Raw genomic sequence first — 25,544 nt, forward strand, 5'->3', positions numbered from 1 at the left:
GCCACTTTGGGGCAAATAGTGCTAACGCCCATTGCTGAAAAATAGAACCGTTGTCATGCTGCTATGCTTGGATGTTGTATGTGTGAAATCGCGATCGGTTGGCTGTTTACTTTGTAAGGAGCAGTAGATTCAAGATGAGCGCTAAAATTAATCCGTGTGAAAATTGTGGCGCTTGTTGCGCCTATTTTAGAGTGTCGTTCTATTGGGCTGAAGCCAAAGAGGGAGGCGGTACAGTGCCCGATGCCATGACCGAACAAGTCACGCCCTTTATCAGTTGTATGTCCGGCACTAACTGTAAATCCCCCCGTTGCAGTGCACTTCAGGGCGAAGTCGGTCACGTTGTTTCCTGTTCAATTTATAGTGACCGCCCATCCCCCTGCCATGAATTTGAACGGTCAGGAGATGCCGGGATTCATAATCCGCACTGTGATCGCGCCCGCGCACGCTATGGGTTACCGCCGTTACCTATTGATAACTTCGAGGTAATCAGATTAGAAGAAATCACAGCTAGATTAATGACAGGATCCCACAGCGCCCCATAACAAGGTATAATCATCGGCTAGCGCTATTTTTTCGATCTCAAGGAGCTTTCATGCCTATCACGGCGAACAGTTTATACCGTGACAGTTTTAACTTTTTACGTAATCAACTGCCAGCAATCCTGCTGCTGGCTTTGCTGACTGCGTTCATTACCGTCATGCTGAACCAAGCATTTATCCCTGATGCTGAACAACTGGGTATTTTAAGTGCTGCGGACAGTGATATTGCGTCATCCGCAAGTGTCAGCATCAGTGAGATAGTCTCGCAGATGACACCAGAGCAGCAGATGGTACTGCTGAAAGTCTCTGCTGCGGCGACCTTTTCTGCCTTAGTCGGTAACGTGTTATTAGTCGGTGGAATGCTAACCCTGATTTCTATGGTATCGATGGGCCGCCGGGTCAGTGCCTTGCAAGCTATTGGTATTTCAGTACCGATCTTGCCACGTTTACTGTTGCTGATGTTTATCGGTACCTTGTTGATTCAATTAGGATTAACAATATTTATCGTGCCTGGTGTGGTCATTGCTGTCGCGTTATCACTCTCACCGATTATCGTGACCACAGAGAAAATGGGAGTTTTCTCTGCAATAAGAGTCAGTATCAAATTGGCCTTTGCCAATGTGCGATTAATCGTACCCGCTATGATGCTGTGGATAGCCGCTAAACTGATTCTGTTGTATCTGGTCAGCCACCTGACTATTTTGCCAACACCGATTGCGACGATTATTTTAAGCGCACTTAGTAATCTGGTTTCCGCATTATTACTGGTGTATCTGTTCCGTTTATATATGTTGCTGCGCCCTGCAACTCCAGCGGAATAAATACCCCTTCAGATAAAAACAAAAAGGGCCATTACGGCCCTTTTTGCTTATCAATGCTCGATACCTATCAGCTAATTTCAGGCTCCGCAGTTATCTCTGATTCCTGTTTCTCTGCCACCCGTTGCTTACTTTGGATCAGTTTTAGTGCCAAGTAGAGATCAGGCACCAGGATCAGATCATTATCCTGGCTTTTCAAGCGATTAATTCGGAACCAGCGCGTCAACTCGGTGCGCCGACCGGCCAGTATCAACTTAATATTACGTTGTTTCAGGTCACGTTTAAGTTCATCAATCGCCGACAGTACACTGATATCGGCATAGGTAAAGCTGGCAACGGCGTCAATAACCACCCAGTCCGCTGGATGTGGTGTGCTATCAACCAAATTCAAAATCCGCCGCTTAAAATACGCCACATTGAAATAGGTCAGAGGTGAGTTAAAGCGGTAAATCATCACGCCGGGTACCGATTTGATCCCATTGCCACTGCGCATTGAATGGATCATCCCATCAGCATTAACGCCTAACAGTTGCTCTGTTGGGCGAAAAACTGTGCGCAAGAACTGCAATAGCCCCAACAGAACCGCCAATCCGATACCACTAATCACGCCGACCAATACTACGCTGACGAAAGTAAATATCGCCAAATAGAAAGCCTGAGAATTACGTTTACGTAATTGCCATAAACTCCTGAACCCCAGCAGCGACCAGGCAGCATAAATCAGCACCACGCCCAATGCGGCGATCGGAATAAATTGCAGCGGTCGGGTTAAAAATAGCAATACCATCGCAATCATCAACGCAGCAATAATAGAAACCAACTGGCTTTTGCCATTATTGGCGTCATTCACTGCGGTGCGGGTACTGGCCCCACTGATAGCAAAACCTTGCGATAGTGCGGAAACAATGTTGGTAATCCCCAATGCGCGCAGTTCTACATCGGCATCAACCTCATAACCATTTTTGGCGGCAAAACTACGGGCGGTCAGCATCATACTGACAAAACTGACCACTGCCAGGTTAAGTGCAGGAATAACCATATCGCGCAGCAAACCTGGCTGGAAATCAGGCCAATGCACCATTGGCAAGCCCCCATCGAACCCCCCTACCACCGCCACACCAAATTGCTGCATATTGGCAGCCCAGGAAACAAAGGTCGCAATGACAATTGCCAGCAGCGGCGCAGGCCAGTTGGGCCGTAACCACTTAACGCCATACAACACCACAAAGGTCAGTAGCGAAATGGCGACCGTGGGCAAATGGCTGTTAATTAAGTTATGGGGTAGCGCCAGTACCCGCTCAATCAGTTGCGGTGGTCGGGTCATAAAACCAAAAACCTTACCTAACTGATCGACAATAATGGTAACTGCTACCCCATTAAGTAACCCGGTCAATATTGGTCGTGATAATAGATCAGCCAAAGCCCCCAACTTGAAACGACTGGCCACCAGACACCATGTGCCCATCATTAATGTCATCATGATGGTGAGTTGCCAGTGAACTTCACTATTCCCCGCCGCCAGTGGCGCAACCACGGCGGCAATCACCGCACAAGTTGCCGCATCAGGCCCGACGATTAATTGCCGCGATGAACCAAAAAAAGCGTAGGCAATCATCGGTAAAATACATGAATACAAGCCGACGGCGGCACTAACACCGGTCAGCTCAGCATAAGCAATAGCGATAGGCAATGCGACGGCGGCCACGGATAGGCCAGCCCTGACATCAGGTTTGAGCCAGTCGCGTTCATATGCCATCAATTGGGTCAAACCCGGCATCCAATACCGCAGTGTTTTTTTCTGCATAGCGACTCCACACACCCTAACCCAATATTTATTACTTATCATGCTGGGTTAACGCACTACTGGCAATATGCTGACAAAATCTGTTACTTGTTTATCGTAAGTTTCTGCAAATTCCACTGGCAGAGCGCGCATTCCGATAGATAATTAAGGATAATAGCGTTTTAGCACTGGTACCCTCACCTCACTGAATCCGGTATAGTCGGGCTGTGTACAAATGATGGATTGATTCATGAAGCAACTTTTAGATTTTCTTCCGTTAGTCGTATTTTTTATTTTCTACAAGATGTACGACATTTTTGTCGCCTCAGGAGCGCTGATTGTCGCAACATTACTCGCGTTAGCCTTTACCTGGCTTAAATATCGTAAAGTAGAAAAGATGACGTTAGTTACCGCAGTTATGGTGCTGGTATTCGGTACTTTGACGCTTACATTCCACAGTGACTTATTCATTAAATGGAAAGTGACAGTGTTATATGCGCTGTTCGCCGTGGCTTTATTAGTAAGCCAATGGGTCATGAAAAAACCCTTGATTCAGCGCATGCTGGGGAAAGAGCTAACGCTACCAGATGCGGTATGGTCAACACTGAATATGTCATGGGCGCTGTTCTTCTTGGCCTGCGGCCTGCTAAACATTTATGTCGCGTTCTGGTTACCGCAAGATATTTGGGTAAACTTTAAAGTCTTTGGTTTAACCGCACTCACCCTGATATTCACATTGATCAGCGGCGTTTATATTTACCGACATATGCCGGAAGAACAGAAAAAGTCATAATTTAAATAATACCCCCCAACATCATTGAGGTCACAGGCAGGCAACACCGCAGGGCCTCAATGACGTTGGTATATTTTATGCTTATTGAAATTTCAGTGAGCCATTCCAGGTGAATAGATTTACTTTTAGAAGTAGGCAGAGATGACTCAAGAACAATTATCACCTCGCGGTGAGCAATCATTACCTAACGGTGAATTGGTACTTCGTACCCTGGCAATGCCAGCCGATACCAATGCAAATGGCGATATATTTGGCGGTTGGTTAATGTCACAAATGGATATCGGCGGTGCCATTCAAGCTAAAGAGATAGCTCAGGGGCGAGTTGTCACGGTACGGGTTGATGGCATGACCTTCCTCAAGCCGGTCGCTGTTGGTGATGTGGTTTGTTGCTATGCCCGCTGTATTAAAACCGGTCGTAGCTCAATTACTATCAATATTGAAGTCTGGGTGAAAAAGGTCTCTTCTGAGCCAATCGGGCAGCGCTACCGTGCCACTGAAGCGGTATTTACCTATGTCGCTGTAGATGATGCGGGTAAGGCCCGCGCCTTGCCGAGTGGTAGAGGGAATTTCGAAGTTGGCGCGACGCAATAACCGCTGACCGAGTTTGTCCTGACGCAAAAAAGGGTCGCCTTGCATAAGAGCGACCCTTTTCTTATTACGGTATTTACCGGTTATTCAATCACCAATACCCTAATAATCTTAATTCATTTCCATATTGCCACCGATTTTGAATACGATGGTGGTGACATAATCTTTAGCGGCAACCGCTTCAAATCGCCACTTACGCATCACTTGCTTCACCTCACGCTCAAAGGTATTACGCGGCGTCGCTTCCAAAACACGCACATTAGTGACACGGCCATTTTCGTCAATATCGTATTGAACCTTAACCTGCCCTTCGACACCCAAAGCCAGTGCCCTTGCCGGATAAGTTGGCTTTGCCTTACTTAAGGCTTTTGGCCCGGCAGTGGTTGATGCACCCGGCACTGACGCTTTCGGCGCTGCTTTTACCGGCGCATTATTGGCAACCAGTGCTGGCTCATCAGATTTGAACGGTTTGTCATCCGGTGGTGCCTCGGTCTTCTTCACTTCCGGCTTTTTAACTTCTTTTTTTACCGGTTTCGGCTTAGGTTTCGGTTTTGGCTTCACCGGTTCAGGAATGGGGACAGCAACAGGCTCAGGCAGCACTTCAGGCTCTGGCGGTGCCTCTTCAATCTTTTCAGATTCAGGTTCAACCTGTGGCTCTGCCGCCGCAGGTTGTGGCGCAGCAAAGGTGGCTATATTAACCATCGTAACGGCAAGCGGCGCATCCTCTATTTCAGGTTGTATTTTCATTTGCTCTACTGAAACGTACAGCAGAGTTGCAATTACGCTACCATGTAAACCAACTGAAAATGCGATTGGCCATGTAAGCCGACGACCCAAGAAAAATTTATTTAGCTGCATAATAATTCAATGTCCTCTAATGCAGCTAAGTGTAAATGCAAATAGCAATCATATTCAATAAGCAACCGCAAACAATCTTCCTCAACAGCCTTAAATGATGCTTTAAACGGCAATATTAACGGAATAACACTTTCCATTTACGCTTAGTTATCATTCTATTCCATTATTAACTACCGGTGTATTCGTCTGCTAACCAGGGTTGGTGACATTCCCGCATATTATTGAATTTATGGGTAGAACATGGTGTTATGGCACACCGAGTACAAACCATCATATTGAAGTATATACCCTAAATAATTCGAGTTGCAGGAAGGCAGTCAACACACATGCAGCTTGAAGTATGGCGGGTATGATAATTTTAAAGGTGAAACATGCTTTATATAATCTTTGCAACTGATGTTCCTGATTCGCTGGAGAAGCGCTTATCTGTTCGCCCTGCACATCTGGCCCGCCTGCAAGCATTGCAGGATCAAGGGCGTTTACTGACCGCAGGCCCAAACCCTGCAATTGATAGTGCAGACCCTGGTGCCGCCGGATTTACAGGATCTACTGTTATTGCCGAATTTACATCGCAACCAGAGGCCGAGCGTTGGGCGGAGCAAGACCCTTATATTGCCGCTGGCGTGTATCAGTCGGTTATTGTAAAACCCTATAAACGGGTATTCTGAATCACGACAAGTTTGTGACGTATATTCAGCCATAGGCAACTCAGGTTGAATATACGTTCCCCATCGGGTTATTACATGTATTTAATTATCTTTACTTATAATTACTGAGAATCATTGTCTAATCACATATCGATTTTTCTATCGTGACGTTAAGTCATTTTTGTTAAATGCGGAGATGAAGACTATGCAGTGTCCAGTATGCAAAGATACCCAACTGGTGATGTCTGAACGTAAAAGCATTGAGATCGATTATTGCCCGAACTGCCGTGGTGTATGGCTGGATCGTGGCGAGCTAGATAAAATCATTGAAAAATCAGTTGAAAGTACACCGACATCAGCACCATACACTGACGCCAGAGACCGTGAACACGATCGCGATAATCACGGATATTCAAAGCCTAAGCACTACAAAAAGAAAAGTTTCCTGTCAGAGTTATTTGATTAACTCAGTAGGTAATTTTCTGATGTGGTCGTGAACAGTACCTAACGTGATCATACGCCTGAACACAGGCGTATTTGATTTATGCTGTTATTTAAAACAGGTGATCTAAGGCTACGCTCATCAGGCTTTGTAGTGTTTAAGCCAGTGCTCTTCGCATGCATCAACAGCTTTATCCAACATATGCGCCGGTGCCTTTAAAATCATATGGTCTTTTCTTACCCAAACCGAATAAGTGTGTTTGCCAGCAGCAATGACTTGCTCACAATAAATAGCAGCATGATATATCAGCTCAGATTCTTCACAATAAATCTCGTACTTATAAAGTGCAGTGCTGACTTTTAAATCCCCGAAGAATACTGTTTTAGCTAATTTATATTGAGACATGAACTATAGCCTTTACTGAAATAGGGACTTTATCATCCGCTCATCTGCCGCATATAACTGTGATATTCGCAGCAAAAGCACCCTAAGTTGATGTCCTATCGGCAAAATCTGAAATTATCCGAGTGATAACTTATTCACCTCACTCAATGAAAATGAACTAAATAGGTAACCTTGCATGGCATCCACTCCCTGGTCAGATAGTTGAGTAAGTTGCTGGTGGGTTTCTACCCCTTCAACTATCACATACTGGCAGTGTTCACGTAGTTGGATAAGCAAATTATCAAACGTGACACTCCCTCCCCATTGCCAGAAAAAATGCTTATCAATCTTGACACATTCAAAGAAACCACTGGCAGCCGCAGCCAGGTGAGCATTGCCACTACCAAAGTCGTCCAGCCACAGCGAGTATCGTTCAGCCAACTTACTTAATAATGTGTTCTTTGGCCCATCACTGAGATTGGGGAAGCTCTCCATTATCTCCAGCCGGATAAAAGGCATCATAGCTAATAATGAGATGACTTCCTCGTCATACAGCACCGCTTGGGCCATATCAAAATCTATATTAATTGAGAGTATTATTTGTTGGTCAATAAACCATTCCTGCTGTGTTTTTACTGCACATAATTGGTCAAGTAGCAGTTTAGCCTTCATCTGAGCATTAAGTTGATGGAGGAAACGCTCGGTATAAATAGGCGATTTAAAAGAGGCCGTTGTGAAACGACTCAATAATTCCACAGCAAATAACTTACCGTTCTGCCGGTAAACTGGTTCACAGATAAAAGTGCAATCAACTGCAATGTTTAGCCTGCTATCCACAGTAAAACCCTTTTATTTGATTAGAACAGCAGTATTGATCAATTGATAAAATTGATCAATTTTTTATTATTGATCACTAAAAACGATATAAGAAATCGCTAAAAGAAGCAACAAAAACGAACAACCCATTGATAGATAAGAAAGTGTTACTCAATCATGATAATGACTAAGATTATTATTTCATAATCATTTATTTCATAGCGGAATGGCCGCATCGAACAACCGAACAGTAACACCCCTGAAACTGAACGATTAGAACGAAGCGGCCTAATATATAGGGTAGCGCGATGTCATTCTGATGTGAAATAAACTTATAAAGTATTATTGTGCACCTTTTATTATTAATAGTAACATCAGAATTATCGCATTTTGATAATTTAGGATATGAGTGATTTTTCTTCGAACAAAAACGATATTTTAAGTGGAAAATATCATTCTAGATTTTAACGCAGGCAACAAATTATTGACAAGTTCATCAGGAATAATCCAGTAGCAACGTGTGTAATATGAGATTTCCTGTAGTAAAAAGTTAATAAAAGCTGGGAATTGGTGGAGATGAAAACAAAAACAGCCTCATAAAGAGACTGTTTTTATTACCATCACAGTGAACTACCATTCATAAGCCACAGTGAACAATAACGCCCTACGATGCTGATGCTCGTGGAGTTGCCTGACACAATAGATATGGCGATAGCGCCGTGATTGCCCTTCAAGCCAGCGATTTCTTCGGCGCTGATTTTGCCGCAGCATACGCCAGCGGCCCACCTCATTCTTACTCCGTCTCATGAAACATTTCTTCCAAAGCTGAGAACTGGGCTATTATAAACCATTCATCTCTTGAGCCAAGTCACTGCGCGGCAAAATCGTGGGTTTAGCCTAAATAGCCGATGTATCTCAGTGTGAGAAGATCAAAATAATACCGTTAAATGTTTAATTTACCGTTGCAAGTCCTTTAGCTTAAAAGATTTTATCCAGTAATATCTCTGATTAAAGGTTTCGCCTTTGCAATACTGTGCGTACACTCTTTAGTGACCGTTTGTGAACAGGACTTCCGCCCTTATGACAACATTTTATACCGTAATCAGTTGGCTCTCAGTTTTTGGCTATTGGTTGCTTATTGCCGGGGTTACATTGCGTATTCTGATGAAACGCAGAGCCGTTCCTTCGGCCATGGCATGGCTACTGGTTATTTATATTCTGCCATTGGTTGGGATAATTGCTTATCTGTCGTTTGGTGAGCTTCATTTGGGCAAGCGCCGCGCTGAGCGTGCAAAAGCGATGTGGCCTTCCACCGCCCGCTGGCTTAGTGAATTGAAAGACTGCCAGCATATTTTTGCCACTTCAAATAGCGAGGTCGCCACCCCACTATTTCAATTATGTGAACGCCGCCAAGGCATCAGTGGCGTTAAAGGTAATCAATTACAGTTATTAACCACCACCGATGACACATTAAAAGCGCTGGTGCGTGATATTGAACTGGCCCGTCACAACATCGAGATGGTGTTTTATATCTGGCAACCAGGTGGCTTGGTTGATCAGGTCGCCGAATCCTTAATGGCTGCAGCACGGCGAGGTGTCCATTGCAGACTGATGCTGGACTCTGCCGGTAGCCAGCAATTCTTCCTCACCCCCTATCCGGCTATGATGCGCAATGCGGGAATTGAAGTAGTCGAAGCACTCAAAGTTAATGTATTCCGGGTATTTCTGCGCCGAATGGATTTACGCCAACACCGCAAAGTCGTGTTGATTGATAATTATGTTGCTTATACCGGTAGCATGAATATGGTTGATCCTCGCTTTTTCAAGCAAGATGCTGGCGTGGGTCAATGGATCGATATGATGGCCAGAATGGAAGGCCCGGTGGCTACCACCATAGGTATTGTGTATGCCTGTGACTGGGAAATTGAAACCGGCAAACGCATTCTGCCTCCGGCACCTGATGCGAATATCATGCCGTTTGAGGAAGAGAGCGGCCATACCATCCAGGTTATCGCCTCTGGTCCTGGTTTCCCTGAGGAAATGATTCACCAGGCCTTATTAATGGCGGTATATGCCGCCCGTGAGCAGCTCATCATGACGACACCGTATTTCGTGCCTAGTGATGACCTGCTACATGCCATCTGTACCGCAGCGCAGCGTGGAGTTGATGTCAGCATTATTGTTCCTCGAGATAACGACTCGATGATGGTCCGCTGGGCAAGCCGAGCATTCTTCTCTGAATTGTTGGAAGCGGGCGTTAAAGTTTATCAGTTTGAAGGCGGGCTGTTGCACAGCAAAAGTGTGCTGGTCGACGGCCAACTGAGTTTGGTTGGAACGGTCAATCTGGATATGCGCAGCTTATGGTTGAACTTTGAAATCACGCTGGTCATTGATGATGATGGTTTTGGTGCAGATTTGGCACAAGTTCAAGACGATTACATTGCCCGCTCGGTGTTGTTAGATGGTGAATTATGGAATAAGCGCCCTCTCTGGCACCGCGTTACTGAACGATTATTCTACTTTTTCAGTCCGTTACTGTAAGTAACTTAGGCCGCAGGGCCATCAAATTGTAGATTCTCTGAGTTATTGACTTCAGATAGCATAATAATTGTAAAAGCTGCATAGAGAATGTTTTAATGAGCGCAATCTGCAAATAACAAATGGGAATCGGCAAATGGACCAGAACAGACAAGAGCCAAGCTTAATGGATCTCAATAACCGCCTGACTGAAGATGAAACACTGGAACAGGCTTACGATATCTTTCTGGAGCTGGCGGGTGACAACCTTGACCCAGCGGATATCTTGTTGTTTAACCTTCAGTTTGAAGAGCGTGGCGGTGCAGAGTTATTTGACCCAGCCGAAGATTGGCAGGAACATGTCGATTTTGATGTAAACCCTGATTTTTTTGCCGAAGTTGTTATTGGTCTTGCTGATAGTGATGGTGAAGAGATTAATGATGTGTTTGCGCGTGTTCTCTTGTGCCGTGAAAAAGACCATAAGCTTTGCCATATCTTGTGGAAAGAGTGATCGTCATACCCCCTTTACCCCATGGCTGTTAATGCTGTAATGACAAAAATCCCCGTCAGTTCTCTGGCGGGGATTTTGCTATTGGGCGATCACTCAGCGCATGCTATAGCGGATCAACTTTCAGACAAGATACCGCATGGCGGAAGCTGCCCTCTAATAGTGGGCGGGTTTTTGCGCACTCTGGCCCGGCGATGGGGCAACGAGTACGAAATACACAGCCTGATGGCGGGTTAATTGGTGAAGGTAGCTCCCCCTCTAACAACTGGATCACTTTCGCCCTTTCTTTGTCAGGATCAGGGATAGGTACCGCCGACATCAGCGCCTTGGTGTACGGATGCTGCGGATTATGGTAAACCTCATCATAGGTTCCCAACTCTACTGCATGGCCCAAGTACATCACCAACACCCGGTCAGAAATGTGTTTTACCACCGCCAGATCATGGGCAATAAAAATCAGTGATAACCCCATTTCACGCTGCAATTGCTGCAACAAGTTCACCACTTGCGCCTGAATTGATACATCAAGCGCAGAAACCGGTTCATCACAAATCACCAGTTTCGGTTCAAGAATCAATGCCCGGGCAATACCAATACGCTGGCACTGCCCCCCCGAAAACTCGTGGGGATAACGGTTGATTAGGTTAGGTAACAAGCCAACCTTCAGCATCATGGCTTTAACTTTATCTTTGACTTCCTGACGCGGCATTTTAGGATGATAAGTCCGCAGCGGCTCAGCGATGATTTCACCGATGGTCATTCGCGGGTTTAATGACGCCAGCGGGTCCTGGAATATCATCTGAATATCGCTACGGGTCTCACGCCATTGCGCATCACTCAGGCTCAGCAAGTCTTTACCTAACCATGCCACACTGCCACTGGTCGCTTTCACCAAACCAATAATGGCGCGGGCGAATGTTGATTTGCCACATCCAGACTCGCCGACCACACCTAAGGTTTCGCCTTCATACAAGCGCAGTGTTACACCATCAACGGCTTTTAGTGTTTTCGCTGGCTGCCAGAACCATTGTTTGCCATCATGAATATCAAAATGAACTTTCAGATCAGCCACTTCTAGCAATACTTTCTTCTCAGTCATGACATTCATACTAATTCCCCCACTGGCTTATAGCAGGCACGTAAACGGCCTTCACCAAAATGCTCCAATGCCGGAGCAACTCCGCAGCGATCCATTGCATATTGGCAGCGCGGCTGGAATGGGCAACCTTTAGGCAAGCGTAATAAATTCGGCGGATTACCCGGTATCGTCATGAGAGATTCGCCTTCAGCATCAAGACGAGGAACAGCATTCAGCAAACCAATAGAATAAGGGTGGCTTGGGTGATAAAACACATCGCGAGCCTGACCATACTCCATAGTTCGCCCTGCATACATCACCAGAACTTTATTGCAGATCCCCGCAACGACGCCAAGGTCATGGGTGATCATAATGATTGCAGTATTGAACTCATGCTTCAGCTCATTCAGCAAAGTCATGATTTGCGCCTGAACGGTTACATCAAGTGCGGTTGTTGGCTCATCGGCAATCAATAATTTAGGGCGGCACAACAGCGCCATCGCAATCATTACCCGCTGACGCATACCACCAGAGAACTCATGGGGATACATGCGCATGCGCTTACGCGCTTCCGGCATTTTTACCGCATCAAGCATACGGATCGACTCTTCGAATGCTTCGCTTTTGCTCATCTTTTTATGCAGTTGCAGCACTTCCATTAGCTGCTCACCGACGCGCATATACGGGTTCAGAGAGGTCATTGGGTCTTGGAATATCATCGAGATTTCCTCAGCCCGTAAGCGGTTCAATTGTTTTTCTGGCAGATTTAAGATTTCACGGCCATTAAACTTTGCAGACCCCCCGATCCGGCCATTACTGGCCAACAAGCCCATCAACGCAAAAGCGGTTTGTGATTTACCGGATCCAGATTCCCCTACAATGCCTAATGTTTCGCCAGCACGCAGGTCAAAATTAAGAGCGTTAACTGCGGTCACATCACCGTCTGGCGTGCCGAAAGTCACGGTTAAATCTTTTACATCCAGCAGTATATCTTGCGCCAACAATGCAGATTGCTGAACAGCAGACCGATTATCAATAGTCGTCATAGTGCTACTCCTCAGCGATCTTTCGGATCGAGGGCATCACGCAAGCCATCGCCGATAAAGTTGAAACAGAACAAAGTCACTACCAGGAAACCGGCAGGGAACATCAGTAACCACGGCGATACTTCCATGGAGTTAGCACCATCACTGAGCAATGCACCCCAGCTACTCAAAGGTTCTTGTGTGCCTAACCCAAGGAAACTCAAGAAGGATTCAAACAAAATCATGCTAGGAACCAGTAACGAAGCGTACACCACCACCACACCCAGAACGTTCGGAACAATATGGCGTAATACGATGTTGCGAGTGGAAACACCACCAACTACTGCTGCTTCAATGAATTCTTTCCGTTTTAGACTTAATGTTTGCCCGCGCACAATACGCGCCATATCCAGCCAGGACACCATGCCGATTGCCACAAATATCAATAGAATATTCTGGCCAAAGAAGGTCACCAGCAGAATAACGAAGAACATAAAGGGGAATGAGTTAAGAATTTCCAGCAGGCGCATCATCAGTGAATCAATTTTCCCACCGAGATACCCCGATAACGAACCATATAAGGTGCCAACAACCACGGCAACCAAAGCCGCAGCCACCCCCACCATCAATGAAATTCGACCACCGATAGCAACACGAACCAACAGATCGCGACCTGAGGAATCGGTACCGAAATAGTGCCCGGACTCAATATTGGGGGCGGCTGACATCATGCCCCAGTCCGTATCCGAATAGGTAAACTGCGCCAACATGGGGGCCAGAATAACAAATAAGGTAATTAACATCAGGATCACCAAACTGGTGATCGCCGCTCGGTTATGAATAAAACGGCGGCGGGCATCCTGCCAAAGGCTGCGCCCTTCAACTTCCAGTTTTTCACTGAAAACTTCCAGAGCTTCGCTATTTTTATTGCTCAACATAATTGGCGTGCTCCAGTGCTAGTAACGGATTTTAGGATCGATAACGGCATACAGCACGTCAACAATCGCGTTGAATAAAATAGTCAAAGCGCCGACTAAAATGGTCAAACTCAGCACCAAAGAGTAATCGCGGTTTAACGCCCCGTTGACAAACAACTGACCAATGCCCGGCAAACCAAAAATGGTTTCAATAACCATCGAGCCAGTAATAATCCCAACAAACGCGGGCCCCATGTAGGACAACACCGGCAGCAATGCAGGTTTCAGTGCATGACGGAATACAATGGTTCGCAGTGGCAATCCCTTCGCTCGCGCCGTGCGGATAAAGTTAGAGTGGAGAATTTCAATCATTGATCCGCGTGTGATACGCGCAATACTGGCGATATAAGCCAGCGACAACGCGACCATCGGTAAAATAATATATTTTGGTGATCCGCCATTCCAACCGCCACCCGGTAACCATTTCAATATAATGGCAAAGACCAACACCAATAAAGGAGCTACCACAAAACTTGGAATGACCACTCCGGTCATGGCAAATCCCATTACCGTATAGTCCCATTTGGTATTTTGATTCAATGCCGCAATAACACCGGCACTCACACCTAACACGACTGCGAGTATAAATGCGGCAAAACCAAGCTTTGCCGAAACAGGAAACGATGCAGAAACCAGATCGTTCACGGTGTAATCTTTATATTTAAACGAAGGTCCAAGATCGCCGTGCGCAAGTTGACCCAAGTAATTGAAATACTGCTTATAGACGGGGTCATTGAGGTGATATTTCGCCTCAATATTGGCCATAACTTCTGGAGGAAGATTACGTTCGCCGGTAAAGGGACTTCCTGGGGCGAGACGCATCATAAAAAATGAAATGGTTATCAAAATGAACAGTGTCGGAATCGCTTCCAGACAGCGGCGTAGAATAAATTTTAACATTGCCTGTACCTTTAGCCTTTTACTGCACTTTATCCCCTTAGTTCGCTGGTTGCCGACCCTGTCATACCAACTACTTTGGGTAGATATTATCAAAACAAAAAGGGCAACACGCTGATGCAGCGGCTGCCCTTAATATATTAGTGCTTGATAATATACAGATCTTTAACGTGCATATTATCCAGTGGGTCTTTACCGGTATATCCACCGACATAAGGTTTAACTAAACGGGCATTAACATAATAGAACAACGGCACAATAGCAGAATCTTTATCCAGCAATACTTCAGCTTGCTGATACAAACCTGCGCGCTCTTTTTCGGATTTAACTTTCAGCGTATCTTGGATCAGCTTGTCAAATGCCGGGCTTTTATAATGTACGGTGTTATTACTGCTGTCAGATAGCATCATATTCAGGAATGAAGACGGTTCGTTATAGTCGGCACACCAGCCAGCACGCGCGACATCGAAAGTCCCTTGATGGCGGGTATCAAGGAAGGTTTTCCATTCCTGATTTTCCAGCTTAACGTCAACGCCCAGATTTTTCTTCCAGATAGAGGCCGCAGCAATAGCCAGCTTTTTGTGCAAATCAGAAGTGTTGTATAACAGATTGAACTTCAGTGGTTTATCTTGTGTATAACCCGCTTCAGCCAGTAACTTCTTAGCCACTTCATTACGTTTTTCCTGAGTCCAGCCAAACCATTCTGGTGGTGTTAATTCAGCACCACTGGTATATGGCGGCGTAAAGCCATAGGCAGGTAAATCACCTTGGTTTTTCACTTTGTTCACGATGATATCGCGATCCATGCCCAGTTTTAGTGCTTCACGAACGCGTGCATCGGTGAATGGCGCTTTTTGGTTATTGATTTCGTAATAATAAGTACACAGATATGGGTCAACATGAACTTCTTGTGGGATCTCTTTTTTCAGTTTCTGGAATAATTCAATCGGCATGTTGTTATAGGTCATGTCGATCTCGCCGCTACGGTAGCGGTTAACATCAGTCACTTCAGACGAGATTGGCAGGTAAGTAACCTGATTGATAACCGTTTTAGCATTATCCCAATAGGTCGGGCTGCGTTCTAACACAATACGTTCGTTAACGGTCCAATCTTTTAATTTATAGGCACCATTACCGACAAAGCTCTGTGGCTGAGTCCACTTCTCACCAAACTTCTCAACCACGGTTTTATTCACCGGGGACATAGAGGGGTGAGCTAACAGTTTATCCAAATAAGGAACAGGTTCAGTCAGCGTGACTTCCAACGTATGGTCATCTAACGCTTTTACACCCAAGGCATCAGGTGATTTTTTACCGCTAATAATATCGTCGATATTCGCGATATGAGCATATTGTACATAACTGGCATAAGGAGAAACTGTTTTAGGGTCTGCCAGTCGTTGCCAGCTATAAACGAAATCTTGTGCCGTTACAGGGTCACCATTTGACCATTTAGCATCTTTACGCAGATGGAAAGTCCAGACTTTAAAATCCTTATTATCCCAACTTTCAGCTACACCAGGCAAAATCTTGCCGTTTGGATCGTTAACGACCAACCCTTCCAGCAAATCGCGCGATATATTAGATTCTGGCACACCCTCAATTTTATGCGGATCCAATGACTGAGGTTCTGAGCCGTTATTACGAACTAAAACTTGTTTCTCAGCCAGTTGGACACCTGCTGGTACATTGGCTGCAAAAGTGTTCCCTACAGCCATCATACCCATAGCAGCAGCAATGCCTGCGGCCAGGAAAGTTTTCTTTGTGATGTTGGTCATGCTGATATCCACTCCAGATTTTATTATTGCGTCGCTCAGAAACTGAGCAAGCCTCACCTTTAAAAGGTATCTTTAAATCACATTGCACGGGGAACGAACCCGGCCATGTAATGCCCTATATGTATTAGCATCAGACTAAAATCGGTGCTGTGCTATACACCCCTATTATCTTGTCTATATTCTTATTTACTGCCACGCCACAGCGACTCTAGGTTGTGAACAATTGGCATATAAGATTGTTTTACTGCCATAGCGTTTTATTGCTCAACTTTTCTACAACTTGCGAATATAAAGATTTTTTAAGTCCACTAAGTCTTGTGGATCTTTACCCGTAAATCCACCGACGGTTGGCCGGATAAGACGGACACTGACTCGATAATAAACCGGCACCAGCGCAGAATCTTTATCCAGTAAATTCTCAGCCTCTTGATACAAAGCAGTGCGCGCAGTGGCATTCGGCATGGTCAGCGTTTTTGCTAACAGCGCATCGAATTCAGGATTTTTATAGAAGAAAGTATTGTTGCTACTATCAGACAGCAGCATATTCAGAAAAGCAGTCGGCTCGTTGTAGTCACCACACCAGGTTGCTCTGGCAACATCAAACTGCCCTTGATGGCGGCTTTCTAATGAGGTTTTCCATTCTTGATTCTGTAAAGTGACGGTAGCACCCAGGTTTTTCTGCCACATAGATGCAGCGGCAATAGCCTGCTGCTTGTTTTGATCTGAGGTGTTATAGAGCAATGTAAACTTTAAGGGATTTTGGGCATTGAAACCGGCTTCGGCGAGCACTTTTTTCGCCTCAGCATTGCGTTGTTCTTGAGTCCAGTTGGACCATTCTGGCAAGGCGAAATTGCCGCCATCGGTAAATGTCGGGGTAAAGCCATACGCAGGAATCTGCCCTTGCCCCATAATCTTCGTTGCGATGATGTCACGATCCAGCGTTAACTTAATTGCCGTTCTTACTCTGGCGTCGGTAAATGGTGGTTTTTTATTATTAATTTCGTAATAGAAAGTACAGAGATATGGGCTGATATGAACCTGCGATGGCAGATCCTTTTTCATTTTGGCAAATAAATTAGGGGGTATTGCGCTGTTGGTAATATCGATTTCACCACTGCGATAGCGATTAATATCACTGACTTCCGACGTTATCGGTAAAAAGGTCGCTTTGTTGATAACCGTTTCTTTGTTATTCCAGTAAGTCGGACTACGTTCCAGCACAATCCGCTCATTAACTACCCAATCTTTTAACTGAAAAGCGCCATTGCTAATAAAGTTTTGTGGCAGAGTCCATTTATCACCATACTTTTCAACGACCTCACGCTTAACTGGCTTCATCGAGGTGTGGGATAACATGCTGATAAAATAAGGCACGGGTTGCGTCAAGGTAACTTGCAACGTTTTGGCATCTAATGCCTTAACACCTAACTCATCCGGCTTTTTGGTGCCTTTCAATACCTCGTCGACATTCTCAATTTGGGCATACTGCAAATAACTGGCATAAGGTGAACCCACTTTTGGGTTAGCCAAGCGCTGCCAACTATAGACAAAATCTTGCGCGGTGACCGGAGTACCATCACTCCACACGGCGTTGTCACGCAAATGGAAAGTCCAGACCTTAAAACCTTCATTGTCCCAACGAGTTGCAACGGCTGGAATAATATGTCCAGTGGCATCATTGCTTACCAGGCCTTCTAATAGATTCAGAATAATATTGGTTTCAGGGATACCTTCGACCTTATGGGGGTCTAATGAGGCGACCTCAGAACCATTATTAATGGTAATGCTTTGATCTGTAGCTAATATCACACCGGCCGGAACTGCCGCCGCCATCGATACAGCCGAAAATGACAAACCCAACACAGTGCCAATTATTGCCAGTGGTCGTCGCGTAAACTTTATTTGCATTTCAAACCGCCTTTTACGAGATTTGGTGATGTTTTTCTCAAGGTTTATGTCAATCGGCTACCAACAACGACTAGCAATAACTATTCCAAAAATTAAAATTCAGTTTAGTTTTATTAAAAAATAAGATATCTCTTATCACAGAGTTGTCCGAAAACTAACAGAACCCGAAATCTGACGCCAATAAATTTTACAGAAATGTTAAGTAATTCTCTTTTCTACCGAGTAGCTAACGATAGTAGCTAACTAACTTTGCCGGCCAAAGACAAGATAACCATATGATTTAATTAATTTATATTGGGTTGAAGTTTAAATTCACGTCAAAAAAAATGTCTAAAAAACCGTTCTAGAAACATAAAGTTAACATTAGCACCAATGTCAGAATAAACATCTAATCATTGCGGTGTAATCACTAATAACATCTAGATAAATTCCGCACAAGCTCTACAGAATGATGTGAGCATTTTAACAACAACTCGGGTGTTTAATTCACGCTACCGGGCAATGGGTGATTCATTAAAGATGAACAAATAGGCCTTAAGCTAAATTAGTTATATAGAATGGCTTTTATTGCATTATTTAAGTGCAACAGATTAAAATTAATACATTATTCGCACCAAATTAATGCTTTATGATTTAAATATCAGGCTGGAAAAACGAAAAAGGCCACCAGTAACACACGGGTAGCCTCCATACTGCGGGATGTGGGGATGGATTAAAGCAATCCGGGGAAAATCGCTTTGATGCCTGTAACAATAAACTCGATGCCCAGAGCCATCAACAATAATCCCATAATACGCGTTATAACGTTAATACCAGTTTGCCCTAGCAACCGAACCAGCAGTGGCGCCGCCCGGAACAGCAGCCAGCAACAGAAGGCAAACAAGGCCACCGCTAGCGTCAATCCCAACAAATTTTGCCAACTATGGTAGCGGGAGCTCCAAACAATTGTGGAACTGATCGCTCCTGGCCCCGCCATCAACGGCAATGCGAGTGGGACAACACCGATACTTTCACGAACCGCAGTTTCAGTTTTTTCCTGCTTGTTCTGCTTATCCTCACCGAGTTTACCGCTGATCATCGACATCGCAATGCTGACCACCAGTATCCCACCAGCAATACGGAACGAGTCGATGGAAATACCGAAAATTTTCAGGATGGCATCCCCTAAGAACAAGGATATCCATAAGATAATCGCCACTGACAGATTAGCTGTCAGGTTGGTTTTATCCCGCCCCGCCGCCGCCTGATAGCTGGTCATACTGATAAATACCGGCAATATGCCAACCGGGTTCACCAGCGCAAATAAGCCAACAAAAAACTTGATGTAACCTGAAAGGTCCAACAATGATTGACTCACACATCACTCCGCGCAATTGCTGATAAAAACGACACAGATAACAGGCCATTATAACTTAATGCCCCAGGACAACACATCTTATGGCCCGAGCCTGGAAAATTTGCGACAAAAATAATGTTGTTAACATGCAGAATTGCACCCACATTATTCAAGCATTTCACCGCAGTTCTTTTCACTAAAAATTACCCTTAAGGCACCCATCTACAGGTGTGCGCGCTAATGTAATAGAATTAGTCGCAGGAATCTATGTAATAAAGCAGCATTTATAGAAGACTAAATTTTACCGCTTAAAATGATAACTCTTGTTAATGCCCTGTGGCGTTAATGAAGCTTTAACGTCATGAATTATCAATTTATTCGTGCTAATGATAATTACTATCAACAAATAATTGCTGAATGGTGTCAGCTTGCCGATTTTGTGATATAAATCACGAAAAACATACCTAAGAATAGTTAAGCTCTGAGCAGTGGTCGAGAGTAAGTTCACTGAGAAATAGCGTATAAAGGTTGAAATTGGCATTTCCCCGCCCACCTTATTTCTAAAGGAACAGAAGCTCTTTCAGTAAATCAGCGGTAAAAAATGAGAAAGTAAGCTATAAAACTATCTCTATTTGACCTTACGGCATACTAGAGCCTGTCTATACTAGTTGCTTCAACAGCTCATTTACTAAAAGAGTTTAACATTATCAGGAGAGCATTATGGCTGTAACGAATGTCGCTGAACTTAACGAGCTAGTAGCACGCGTCAAGAAAGCCCAGCGCGAGTATGCCAACTTTACTCAAGAGCAGGTTGATAAAATCTTCCGTGCCGCAGCTCTGGCTGCAGCGGATGCCCGTATTCCCTTGGCCAAACTGGCTGTAGAGGAATCAGGTATGGGTATTGTTGAAGATAAAGTGATCAAGAACCACTTTGCTTCTGAATACATCTACAATGCTTACAAAGATGAAAAGACTTGTGGCATTTTAGAAGAAGATAAAACCTTCGGTACTATTACTATCGCTGAACCTATTGGTTTAATCTGCGGTATCGTACCAACAACTAACCCGACTTCTACCGCTATTTTCAAGGCATTAATTAGCCTGAAAACGCGTAACGGTATCGTATTCTCTCCACACCCACGTGCTAAAGACGCAACCAATAAAGCCGCAGATATCGTGCTTCAAGCCGCTATCGCCGCAGGTGCGCCAGCAGATATTATTGGTTGGATTGATGCGCCAACAGTTGAGTTGTCTAACCAATTGATGCACCACCCTGACATTAACCTGATTCTGGCAACCGGTGGTCCAGGCATGGTTAAAGCAGCTTACAGTTCGGGTAAACCGGCTATCGGTGTTGGCGCTGGTAACACCCCTGTAGTGGTCGACGAAACCGCTGATATCAAACGTGTTGTTGCATCTATCCTGATGTCTAAAACCTTTGATAACGGTGTGATTTGTGCGTCTGAGCAGTCTATCATCGTGGTTGATTCAGCCTACGATGCAGTCCGTGAGCGCTTCTCTTCTCATGGCGGCTACCTGTTACAAGGTAAAGAGCTGAAAGCGGTTCAGGATATCATCCTGAAAAATGGCGGCCTAAACGCAGCTATCGTTGGTCAGCCAGCAACTAAAATTGCTGAAATGGCAGGTATTAAAGTTCCTAGCAACACCAAAATTCTTATCGGTGAAGTTAAGGTTGTTGACGAATCAGAACCTTTTGCTCACGAAAAACTGTCGCCTACCTTAGCGATGTATCGTGCGAAGAGTTTTGAAGACGCGGTTGATAAAGCGGAAAAACTGGTAGAAATGGGCGGTATCGGCCATACATCTTGCCTGTACACCGACCAGGATAACCAACCTGCACGCGTTAAGTATTTCGGCGATAAAATGAAAACCGCCCGAATTCTTATTAACACCCCTGCCTCTCATGGTGGTATCGGTGACCTGTACAACTTCAAAGTAGCGCCATCTCTGACGCTGGGTTGTGGTTCATGGGGTGGTAACTCCATCTCTGAAAACGTTGGGCCGAAACACTTGATCAACAAGAAAACTGTGGCTAAGCGAGCAGAAAACATGTTGTGGCATAAACTACCGAAATCTATTTACTTCCGCCGTGGCTCTCTGCCAATCGCGCTGGAAGAAGTGGCAACTGACGGTGCAAAACGTGCCTTCATCGTGACTGACCGCTACCTGTTCAACAACGGTTATGCCGATCAAATCACCAGTGTGCTGAAATCTCACGGTATCGAAACTGAAGTCTTCTTTGAAGTTGAAGCAGACCCTACCCTGAGCATCGTGCGCAAAGGTGCAGAGCAGATGAACTCCTTCAAACCAGACGTGATTATCGCGCTGGGTGGTGGTTCACCGATGGATGCTGCCAAAATCATGTGGGTTATGTACGAACACCCTGAAACCCACTTCGAAGAACTGGCATTACGCTTTATGGATATCCGTAAACGTATTTACAAGTTCCCGAAAATGGGTGTGAAAGCGAAAATGATCGCTGTAACCACTACATCAGGTACCGGTTCAGAAGTGACTCCATTTGCAGTCGTCACCGACGATGCAACAGGTCAGAAGTATCCATTGGCTGACTACGCATTGACTCCAGATATGGCAATCGTTGATGCCAACCTGGTTATGAATATGCCTAAGTCACTGTGTGCCTTCGGTGGTCTGGATGCAGTAACCCATGCGCTGGAAGCCTATGTTTCTGTATTGGCAAATGAATATTCTGACGGTCAGGCTCTGCAAGCGCTGAAACTGCTGAAAGAATTCCTGCCAGCCAGCTATAATGAAGGGGCTAAGAACCCAGTAGCTCGTGAACGTGTACACAATGCCGCGACCATCGCTGGTATCGCGTTTGCTAACGCCTTCTTGGGTGTCTGTCACTCAATGGCCCATAAACTGGGTTCTGAGTTCCATATCCCGCACGGCTTGGCAAACGCCATGTTGATTTCTAACGTTATTCGCTATAACGCGAATGACAACCCAACGAAGCAGACTGCTTTCAGCCAATATGACCGCCCACAAGCGCGTCGTCGTTATGCTGAAGTTGCAGACCATCTGGGTCTGAGTGCACCGGGCGACCGTACTGCGCAGAAAATTCAGAAATTGCTGACTTGGTTAGATGAAATCAAAGCGGAATTAGGTATCCCTGCGTCAATTCGTGAAGCGGGCGTTCAGGAAGCTGACTTCTTGGCTAAAGTAGACAAACTGTCTGAAGATGCATTTGATGACCAGTGTACCGGTGCTAACCCACGTTACCCACTGATCTCTGAGCTGAAACAGATTCTGATGGATACTTATTACGGCCGTGAATTTAGCGAAGAACTTGACCGTGAAGAGGTTGCTGTTACAGCAGCTCCAGCAGCAAAAGCTGAAAAGAAAGCTAAGAAGTAATCTTAAGGTGTAAACCCCACTGTCTGCTGGGGTTTGCAACGGAAGATATAGCCCCCAATGGCCATTGCTGTTGGGGGTTTCTTTTTATAATCACACATAATGATATTCCGCATATGCTCGCTCAAACCTCTGTAGCTGGCCTCCACGGATAGCGTATCCAATCCCCTGGTTTCTTCGCTGTAAGGCTTACTATGCCGCTACCAACCCCCGCTAACGGCGTCTTAATAAGTTAAATGTCATGCCATGCATCCACAATTGTTTAGAAATTTAACATCACCGTCGTTATGTTCTGTCTATTTATTCGAATTGAAGAAATGAAGCGATAAAACCCCTATATAGACTCAGCATGGGATATAGCATTAGGCTGAGGCTTATTACCCAGTATAAATGCATGGTGTTAAGCTGTATGGCCGCGTATGGCGCGAACGCAGTAAGAGGCTGGCTACCCCACAGCTTCAATAAGAAATCCCGTGGGGTATCCTTTGTGGATAATGAGTATCTAAGAAGGATGTTGGAGGCAGGCGGCTTTAATTGCTTCTTTATAGTGGCGGCGACAAACAGAAACATAGCTTTCGTTGCCACCAATAACGACTTGTTCGCCATCGTGCACCGCTCTACCCTGTTCATCTAAACGCAACACCATGTTTGCTTTACGGCCACAATGACAGATTGTTTTCAGTTCAACCAATTTGTCAGCCCATGATAACAAATACTTGCTACCGGGGAACAATTCGCCAAGAAAATCGGTACGCAAACCGTAGCACAATACCGGGATATGCAGTTCATCCACTACCTGACACAATTGCTGAACTTGCTCTTTGGTCAAAAACTGGCATTCGTCGAGTAAAATACAATGAACGGTTTTGTCCTGATGCTCAGCGGCGATAATAGATAATAGTGGGGTTTCACTATTATAAAGCAGCGCATGCGAGGACAGGCCAATGCGCGAACTTACGGTCCCTACCCCAAAGCGATTATCTATCTCTGCTGTAAACACCAAGGTACGCATACCCCGCTCTTGGTAGTTATATGAGGATTGTAACAGCGCGGTGGATTTCCCTGCATTCATCGCAGAGTAATAAAAATAAAGTTGAGCCATGGGCCCGTAACTCCAATGGTATAATAAATGGTCACAATGACAACGAACAGCAAGTTTATCATAAATTCAGATGTTACGATGAGCAGACTACGGCGCTATATTACTGTTTTCTATATTAAGTAATGAAAGCGCTAATGTAGTTGCTGGCACTTTCATTTGAAACTCCTTGCTATTATTAGGTTCATTACATGACCAATCTCACAATATTGGTACAGCAAACACATTTTGCTTGAACATTAACCGGATTAGCCCCCCAACCTGGCGATAGGGTTTGCCAGGGTACATGGCAATTGGTTCATTAATGATACAAGTAATGTATGGGCATGGTTAATTCGTAAAATAGTGATAACAAATATTGTCATAACCTGACAAATCCAATACAGCCTGTTTTTTCCTTACTCAATCTTTCATCACAACTATATCGTTATCGCACTTTTTGACATGATCCGTTATTGCTCATACCAGAGTGATAAGTCGCCTATTTCCGCTTTATTGATATAAAGCAAACTTATAACTTAGTGAGAAAATCATGTTCTCATGTAGTGTCATTAGCGAGCAAAATGAACTTTTCCGTTAAAAACACTACAGAGAATAACAAGTAGCTATCGCTTATTAGTAGCAAGCAGCAACTTTTCGCTAATAAAATACGTAAATTCGAGGATGCTAATCAAATTGGCTATTGCAGAAATTAAAATAGCACTCTATTATTATCCAGACGCCCCCCCACCAATTATAATTTGAGACCAGGACAATGAGCGAAGCGTTAAAGATTCTTAACAACATCCGTACTCTGCGTGCACAATCACGTGAATGCACTCTTGAAACTTTAGAAGAAATGCTGGAGAAACTTGAAGTGGTCGTTAACGAACGCCGCGAAGAAGATTCTCAAGTACAAGCTGAAATTGAAGAACGCACACGTAAATTGGCTCAGTACCGTGAAATGCTAATTGCAGACGGTATTGACCCAAATGAACTGCTGCATACTATGAGTGCAACTAAAGCTACTACTAAAGCTAAGCGTGCTGCACGCCCAGCTAAATATAAGTATGTAGACGAAAATGGCGAAACTAAAACCTGGACAGGCCAAGGCCGTACTCCAGCAGTGATTAAGAAAGCCATTGAAGACGAAGGTAAATCATTGGATGATTTCCTGCTGTAATAGTATTAGTTAATTTACTATTATGATAAAAATGCCCTCCTATTATACGGGGGGTATTTTTTTGCCTCTATGTTACCCAGCAATGATATCTTATCCAACAATCACAGTTGAAATGCTCACCAATGCGATTGCAGCATTAACATACAATTGGCAGAGAGCAACTGGCCTAAACATATCGTATTCGATAAATAACCC

General features: G+C 44.8%; 23 protein-coding genes. 10 read left to right on the plus strand and 13 right to left on the minus strand.

Going from position 1 to position 25,544, the window contains the following annotated elements; all coding sequences use genetic code 11:
- Positions 1-134: 134 nt before the first annotated feature.
- Both EL015_RS11150 and EL015_RS11155 read left to right on the plus strand, forming a co-directional pair.
- Positions 135-542 (plus strand): YkgJ family cysteine cluster protein, encoded by a 408-nt coding sequence (locus EL015_RS11150; protein WP_032907886.1) that lies wholly within the window; start codon positions 135-137, stop codon positions 540-542.
- Positions 543-592: 50 nt separating this feature from the next.
- Positions 593-1,360 (plus strand): YciC family protein, encoded by a 768-nt coding sequence (locus EL015_RS11155; protein WP_005192289.1) that lies wholly within the window; start codon positions 593-595, stop codon positions 1,358-1,360.
- 67 nt (positions 1,361-1,427) lie between these two features.
- Here EL015_RS11155 and EL015_RS11160 read toward each other — a convergent pair whose 3' ends face one another.
- The gene (locus EL015_RS11160) at positions 1,428-3,161 is read right to left on the minus strand and encodes a SulP family inorganic anion transporter (RefSeq protein ID WP_005192288.1); all 1,734 of its coding nucleotides are present in this window, start codon (positions 3,159-3,161) and stop codon (positions 1,428-1,430) included.
- 229 nt (positions 3,162-3,390) lie between these two features.
- Here EL015_RS11160 and EL015_RS11165 point away from each other — a divergent pair, with 229 nt between their 5' ends.
- Both EL015_RS11165 and yciA read left to right on the plus strand, forming a co-directional pair.
- Positions 3,391-3,933 carry a septation protein A gene (locus EL015_RS11165; protein WP_005192287.1) on the plus strand — a complete coding sequence of 181 codons (543 nt, stop codon included), beginning with the start codon at positions 3,391-3,393 and terminating at the stop codon, positions 3,931-3,933.
- A 141-nt stretch (positions 3,934-4,074) separates the two neighbouring features.
- Positions 4,075-4,524, plus strand: coding sequence for an acyl-CoA thioester hydrolase YciA (gene yciA / locus EL015_RS11170; RefSeq protein ID WP_005192286.1), 450 nt, complete (start codon positions 4,075-4,077; stop codon positions 4,522-4,524).
- A 108-nt stretch (positions 4,525-4,632) separates the two neighbouring features.
- Here yciA and tonB read toward each other — a convergent pair whose 3' ends face one another.
- On the minus strand, positions 4,633-5,379 hold the full coding sequence (gene tonB / locus EL015_RS11175) for a TonB system transport protein TonB (RefSeq protein WP_032907885.1): 747 nt from the start codon (positions 5,377-5,379) through the stop codon (positions 4,633-4,635).
- A 371-nt stretch (positions 5,380-5,750) separates the two neighbouring features.
- On the opposite strand from tonB, the gene EL015_RS11180 reads away from it, so the two are divergent.
- Together EL015_RS11180 and EL015_RS11185 are read left to right on the plus strand one after the other, a co-directional pair.
- Entirely contained in the window at positions 5,751-6,047 is a 297-nt protein-coding gene (locus EL015_RS11180; protein ID WP_005192268.1) for a YciI family protein, read from the plus strand.
- Positions 6,048-6,231: 184 nt separating this feature from the next.
- Positions 6,232-6,492: a TFIIB-type zinc ribbon-containing protein gene (locus EL015_RS11185; RefSeq protein ID WP_005192260.1), complete on the plus strand. Its 261-nt coding sequence runs from the start codon at positions 6,232-6,234 to the stop codon at positions 6,490-6,492.
- Between the two features lie 117 nt (positions 6,493-6,609).
- Here EL015_RS11185 and EL015_RS11190 read toward each other — a convergent pair whose 3' ends face one another.
- The 3 genes from EL015_RS11190 to EL015_RS11200 form a co-directional block, all read right to left on the minus strand.
- Entirely contained in the window at positions 6,610-6,873 is a 264-nt protein-coding gene (locus EL015_RS11190) for a hypothetical protein (RefSeq protein WP_005192258.1), read from the minus strand.
- 114 nt (positions 6,874-6,987) lie between these two features.
- The gene (locus EL015_RS11195; RefSeq protein WP_032907883.1) at positions 6,988-7,689 is read right to left on the minus strand and encodes an EAL domain-containing protein; all 702 of its coding nucleotides are present in this window, start codon (positions 7,687-7,689) and stop codon (positions 6,988-6,990) included.
- Positions 7,690-8,298: 609 nt separating this feature from the next.
- On the minus strand, positions 8,299-8,475 hold the full coding sequence (locus tag EL015_RS11200; protein WP_071843552.1) for a YciY family protein: 177 nt from the start codon (positions 8,473-8,475) through the stop codon (positions 8,299-8,301).
- Positions 8,476-8,748: 273 nt separating this feature from the next.
- On the opposite strand from EL015_RS11200, the gene cls reads away from it, so the two are divergent.
- On the plus strand, positions 8,749-10,209 hold the full coding sequence (gene cls, locus EL015_RS11205) for a cardiolipin synthase (protein ID WP_005192252.1): 1,461 nt from the start codon (positions 8,749-8,751) through the stop codon (positions 10,207-10,209).
- A gap of 163 nt (positions 10,210-10,372) precedes the next feature.
- The gene (locus tag EL015_RS11210) at positions 10,373-10,696 is read left to right on the plus strand and encodes an HI1450 family dsDNA-mimic protein (RefSeq protein WP_005164171.1); all 324 of its coding nucleotides are present in this window, start codon (positions 10,373-10,375) and stop codon (positions 10,694-10,696) included.
- Positions 10,697-10,799: 103 nt separating this feature from the next.
- On the opposite strand, the gene oppF is transcribed toward EL015_RS11210, so the two are convergent.
- The 7 genes from oppF to EL015_RS11245 all read right to left on the minus strand — a co-directional run bounded on the left by oppF (position 10,800) and on the right by EL015_RS11245 (position 19,713).
- Positions 10,800-11,801 carry a murein tripeptide/oligopeptide ABC transporter ATP binding protein OppF gene (gene oppF, locus EL015_RS11215; protein WP_032907882.1) on the minus strand — a complete coding sequence of 334 codons (1,002 nt, stop codon included), beginning with the start codon at positions 11,799-11,801 and terminating at the stop codon, positions 10,800-10,802.
- Entirely contained in the window at positions 11,798-12,817 is a 1,020-nt protein-coding gene (gene oppD, locus EL015_RS11220; RefSeq protein WP_005192247.1) for an ABC transporter ATP-binding protein, read from the minus strand. The genes oppF and oppD overlap by 4 nt, the downstream gene beginning before the upstream one ends.
- Before the next feature lie 11 nt (positions 12,818-12,828).
- Complete coding sequence (gene oppC, locus EL015_RS11225) at positions 12,829-13,737, minus strand: oligopeptide ABC transporter permease OppC (RefSeq protein ID WP_032907881.1); 909 nt, start codon at positions 13,735-13,737, stop codon at positions 12,829-12,831.
- A gap of 15 nt (positions 13,738-13,752) precedes the next feature.
- Positions 13,753-14,673, minus strand: a complete 921-nt coding sequence (oppB, locus tag EL015_RS11230) for an oligopeptide ABC transporter permease OppB (protein WP_005192241.1) — start codon at positions 14,671-14,673, stop codon at positions 13,753-13,755.
- Positions 14,674-14,810: 137 nt separating this feature from the next.
- Positions 14,811-16,448, minus strand: coding sequence for an oligopeptide ABC transporter substrate-binding protein OppA (oppA, locus tag EL015_RS11235; RefSeq protein ID WP_032907879.1), 1,638 nt, complete (start codon positions 16,446-16,448; stop codon positions 14,811-14,813).
- A gap of 273 nt (positions 16,449-16,721) precedes the next feature.
- Positions 16,722-18,356: an ABC transporter substrate-binding protein gene (locus EL015_RS11240; RefSeq protein WP_005192234.1), complete on the minus strand. Its 1,635-nt coding sequence runs from the start codon at positions 18,354-18,356 to the stop codon at positions 16,722-16,724.
- Positions 18,357-19,068: 712 nt separating this feature from the next.
- Positions 19,069-19,713: a YchE family NAAT transporter gene (locus EL015_RS11245; protein ID WP_005192231.1), complete on the minus strand. Its 645-nt coding sequence runs from the start codon at positions 19,711-19,713 to the stop codon at positions 19,069-19,071.
- Positions 19,714-20,412: 699 nt separating this feature from the next.
- Here EL015_RS11245 and adhE point away from each other — a divergent pair.
- Positions 20,413-23,091, plus strand: a complete 2,679-nt coding sequence (gene adhE / locus EL015_RS11255) for a bifunctional acetaldehyde-CoA/alcohol dehydrogenase (RefSeq protein WP_005192226.1) — start codon at positions 20,413-20,415, stop codon at positions 23,089-23,091.
- 499 nt (positions 23,092-23,590) lie between these two features.
- Here adhE and EL015_RS11260 read toward each other — a convergent pair whose 3' ends face one another.
- Positions 23,591-24,190, minus strand: a complete 600-nt coding sequence (locus EL015_RS11260; RefSeq protein WP_005192223.1) for a thymidine kinase — start codon at positions 24,188-24,190, stop codon at positions 23,591-23,593.
- 751 nt (positions 24,191-24,941) lie between these two features.
- On the opposite strand from EL015_RS11260, the gene hns reads away from it, so the two are divergent.
- A complete protein-coding gene (gene hns / locus EL015_RS11265) occupies positions 24,942-25,349 on the plus strand; it encodes a histone-like nucleoid-structuring protein H-NS (protein WP_005192220.1) in 408 nt (135 codons plus the stop codon).
- Positions 25,350-25,544 lie beyond the last annotated feature (195 nt).

The sequence above is a fragment of the Yersinia intermedia genome, from assembly GCF_900635455.1.
Classification (GTDB): domain Bacteria; phylum Pseudomonadota; class Gammaproteobacteria; order Enterobacterales; family Enterobacteriaceae; genus Yersinia; species Yersinia intermedia.

Coding starts and splice junctions, on each gene's coding strand:
- EL015_RS11190 (WP_005192258.1), bottom strand. CDS start 6,873: ATGTCTCAATATAAATTAGCTAAAACAGTATTCTTCGGGGATTTAAAA.
- adhE (WP_005192226.1), top strand. CDS start 20,413: ATGGCTGTAACGAATGTCGCTGAACTTAACGAGCTAGTAGCACGCGTC.
- EL015_RS11210 (WP_005164171.1), top strand. CDS start 10,373: ATGGATCTCAATAACCGCCTGACTGAAGATGAAACACTGGAACAGGCT.
- tonB (WP_032907885.1), bottom strand. CDS start 5,379: ATGCAGCTAAATAAATTTTTCTTGGGTCGTCGGCTTACATGGCCAATC.
- EL015_RS11165 (WP_005192287.1), top strand. CDS start 3,391: ATGAAGCAACTTTTAGATTTTCTTCCGTTAGTCGTATTTTTTATTTTC.
- oppB (WP_005192241.1), bottom strand. CDS start 14,673: ATGTTAAAATTTATTCTACGCCGCTGTCTGGAAGCGATTCCGACACTG.
- cls (WP_005192252.1), top strand. CDS start 8,749: ATGACAACATTTTATACCGTAATCAGTTGGCTCTCAGTTTTTGGCTAT.
- oppA (WP_032907879.1), bottom strand. CDS start 16,448: ATGACCAACATCACAAAGAAAACTTTCCTGGCCGCAGGCATTGCTGCT.
- EL015_RS11260 (WP_005192223.1), bottom strand. CDS start 24,190: ATGGCTCAACTTTATTTTTATTACTCTGCGATGAATGCAGGGAAATCC.
- EL015_RS11185 (WP_005192260.1), top strand. CDS start 6,232: ATGCAGTGTCCAGTATGCAAAGATACCCAACTGGTGATGTCTGAACGT.
- EL015_RS11200 (WP_071843552.1), bottom strand. CDS start 8,475: ATGAGACGGAGTAAGAATGAGGTGGGCCGCTGGCGTATGCTGCGGCAA.
- yciA (WP_005192286.1), top strand. CDS start 4,075: ATGACTCAAGAACAATTATCACCTCGCGGTGAGCAATCATTACCTAAC.
- oppF (WP_032907882.1), bottom strand. CDS start 11,801: ATGAATGTCATGACTGAGAAGAAAGTATTGCTAGAAGTGGCTGATCTG.
- oppD (WP_005192247.1), bottom strand. CDS start 12,817: ATGACGACTATTGATAATCGGTCTGCTGTTCAGCAATCTGCATTGTTG.
- EL015_RS11180 (WP_005192268.1), top strand. CDS start 5,751: ATGCTTTATATAATCTTTGCAACTGATGTTCCTGATTCGCTGGAGAAG.
- EL015_RS11240 (WP_005192234.1), bottom strand. CDS start 18,356: ATGCAAATAAAGTTTACGCGACGACCACTGGCAATAATTGGCACTGTG.
- hns (WP_005192220.1), top strand. CDS start 24,942: ATGAGCGAAGCGTTAAAGATTCTTAACAACATCCGTACTCTGCGTGCA.
- EL015_RS11160 (WP_005192288.1), bottom strand. CDS start 3,161: ATGCAGAAAAAAACACTGCGGTATTGGATGCCGGGTTTGACCCAATTG.
- EL015_RS11155 (WP_005192289.1), top strand. CDS start 593: ATGCCTATCACGGCGAACAGTTTATACCGTGACAGTTTTAACTTTTTA.
- EL015_RS11150 (WP_032907886.1), top strand. CDS start 135: ATGAGCGCTAAAATTAATCCGTGTGAAAATTGTGGCGCTTGTTGCGCC.